Annotated in this window: 1 pseudogene; it reads left to right on the forward strand. The window is 64.2% G+C overall.

Features of this window, described 5'->3' with window-relative positions:
• A pseudogene (locus I5W_RS06460) lies at positions 1-893 on the forward strand (AMP-binding protein); the annotation flags it as partial.

An 893-nucleotide genomic window follows, 5' to 3' on the forward strand; every position in this document is an offset into this window, starting at 1 on the left:
CGCCGACATTGGCTGGATCACCGGCCACACCTATATCGCCTATGGCCCGCTGGCCGTGGGCGCGACCCAGATCGTCTTCGAAGGCGTGCCGACCTATCCCAACGCCGGCCGCTTCTGGGACATGGTAGCGCGTCACAAGGCCACCATCTTCTACACCGCGCCCACCGCGATCCGCTCGTTGATCAAGGCGGCCGATGCCGATGAGAAGGTCCATCCCAAGCAATACGACCTGTCCACGCTGCGCATCCTGGGCTCGGTGGGCGAGCCCATCAACCCGGAAGCCTGGATGTGGTACTACAAGAACGTGGGTCGCGAGAACTGCCCCATCGTCGACACCTTCTGGCAAACCGAGACCGGTGGTCACATGATTTCGCCGCTGCCGGGCGCCACGCCGCAAGTGCCGGGCTCCTGCACCTTGCCGCTGCCGGGCATCACGGCGGCCATCGTCGATGAGACCGGGCATGACCTGCCCAATGGCAATGGCGGCATCCTGGTGGTCAAGCGCCCGTGGCCGTCGATGATCCGCACCATCTGGAATGACCCGGAACGCTTCAAGAAGAGCTATTTCCCCGAGGAACTGGGTGGCAACATCTACCTGGCCGGCGACGGCGCGGTGCGCAACAAGGAAACTGGTTACTTCACCATCACTGGCCGTATCGATGATGTGCTGAACGTCTCCGGCCACCGCATGGGCACCATGGAAATCGAATCGGCGCTGGTGGCCAACAGCATCGTGGCCGAGGCGGCGGTGGTGGGCAAACCGGATGAGACCACCGGCGAATCGATCTGCGCCTTCGTGGTCCTGAAGCGCCCGCGCCCCACCGGCGAGGAAGCCAAGCAGATCGCCAAGGAGTTGCGCGACTGGGGGCCAAGGAAATCGGCCCGATGCCAGC

Origin of the sequence: Herbaspirillum sp. B65, assembly GCF_000333555.1 — a bacterium.
GTDB classification, from domain to species: Bacteria; Pseudomonadota; Gammaproteobacteria; order Burkholderiales; family Burkholderiaceae_D; genus Herbaspirillum; species Herbaspirillum rubrisubalbicans.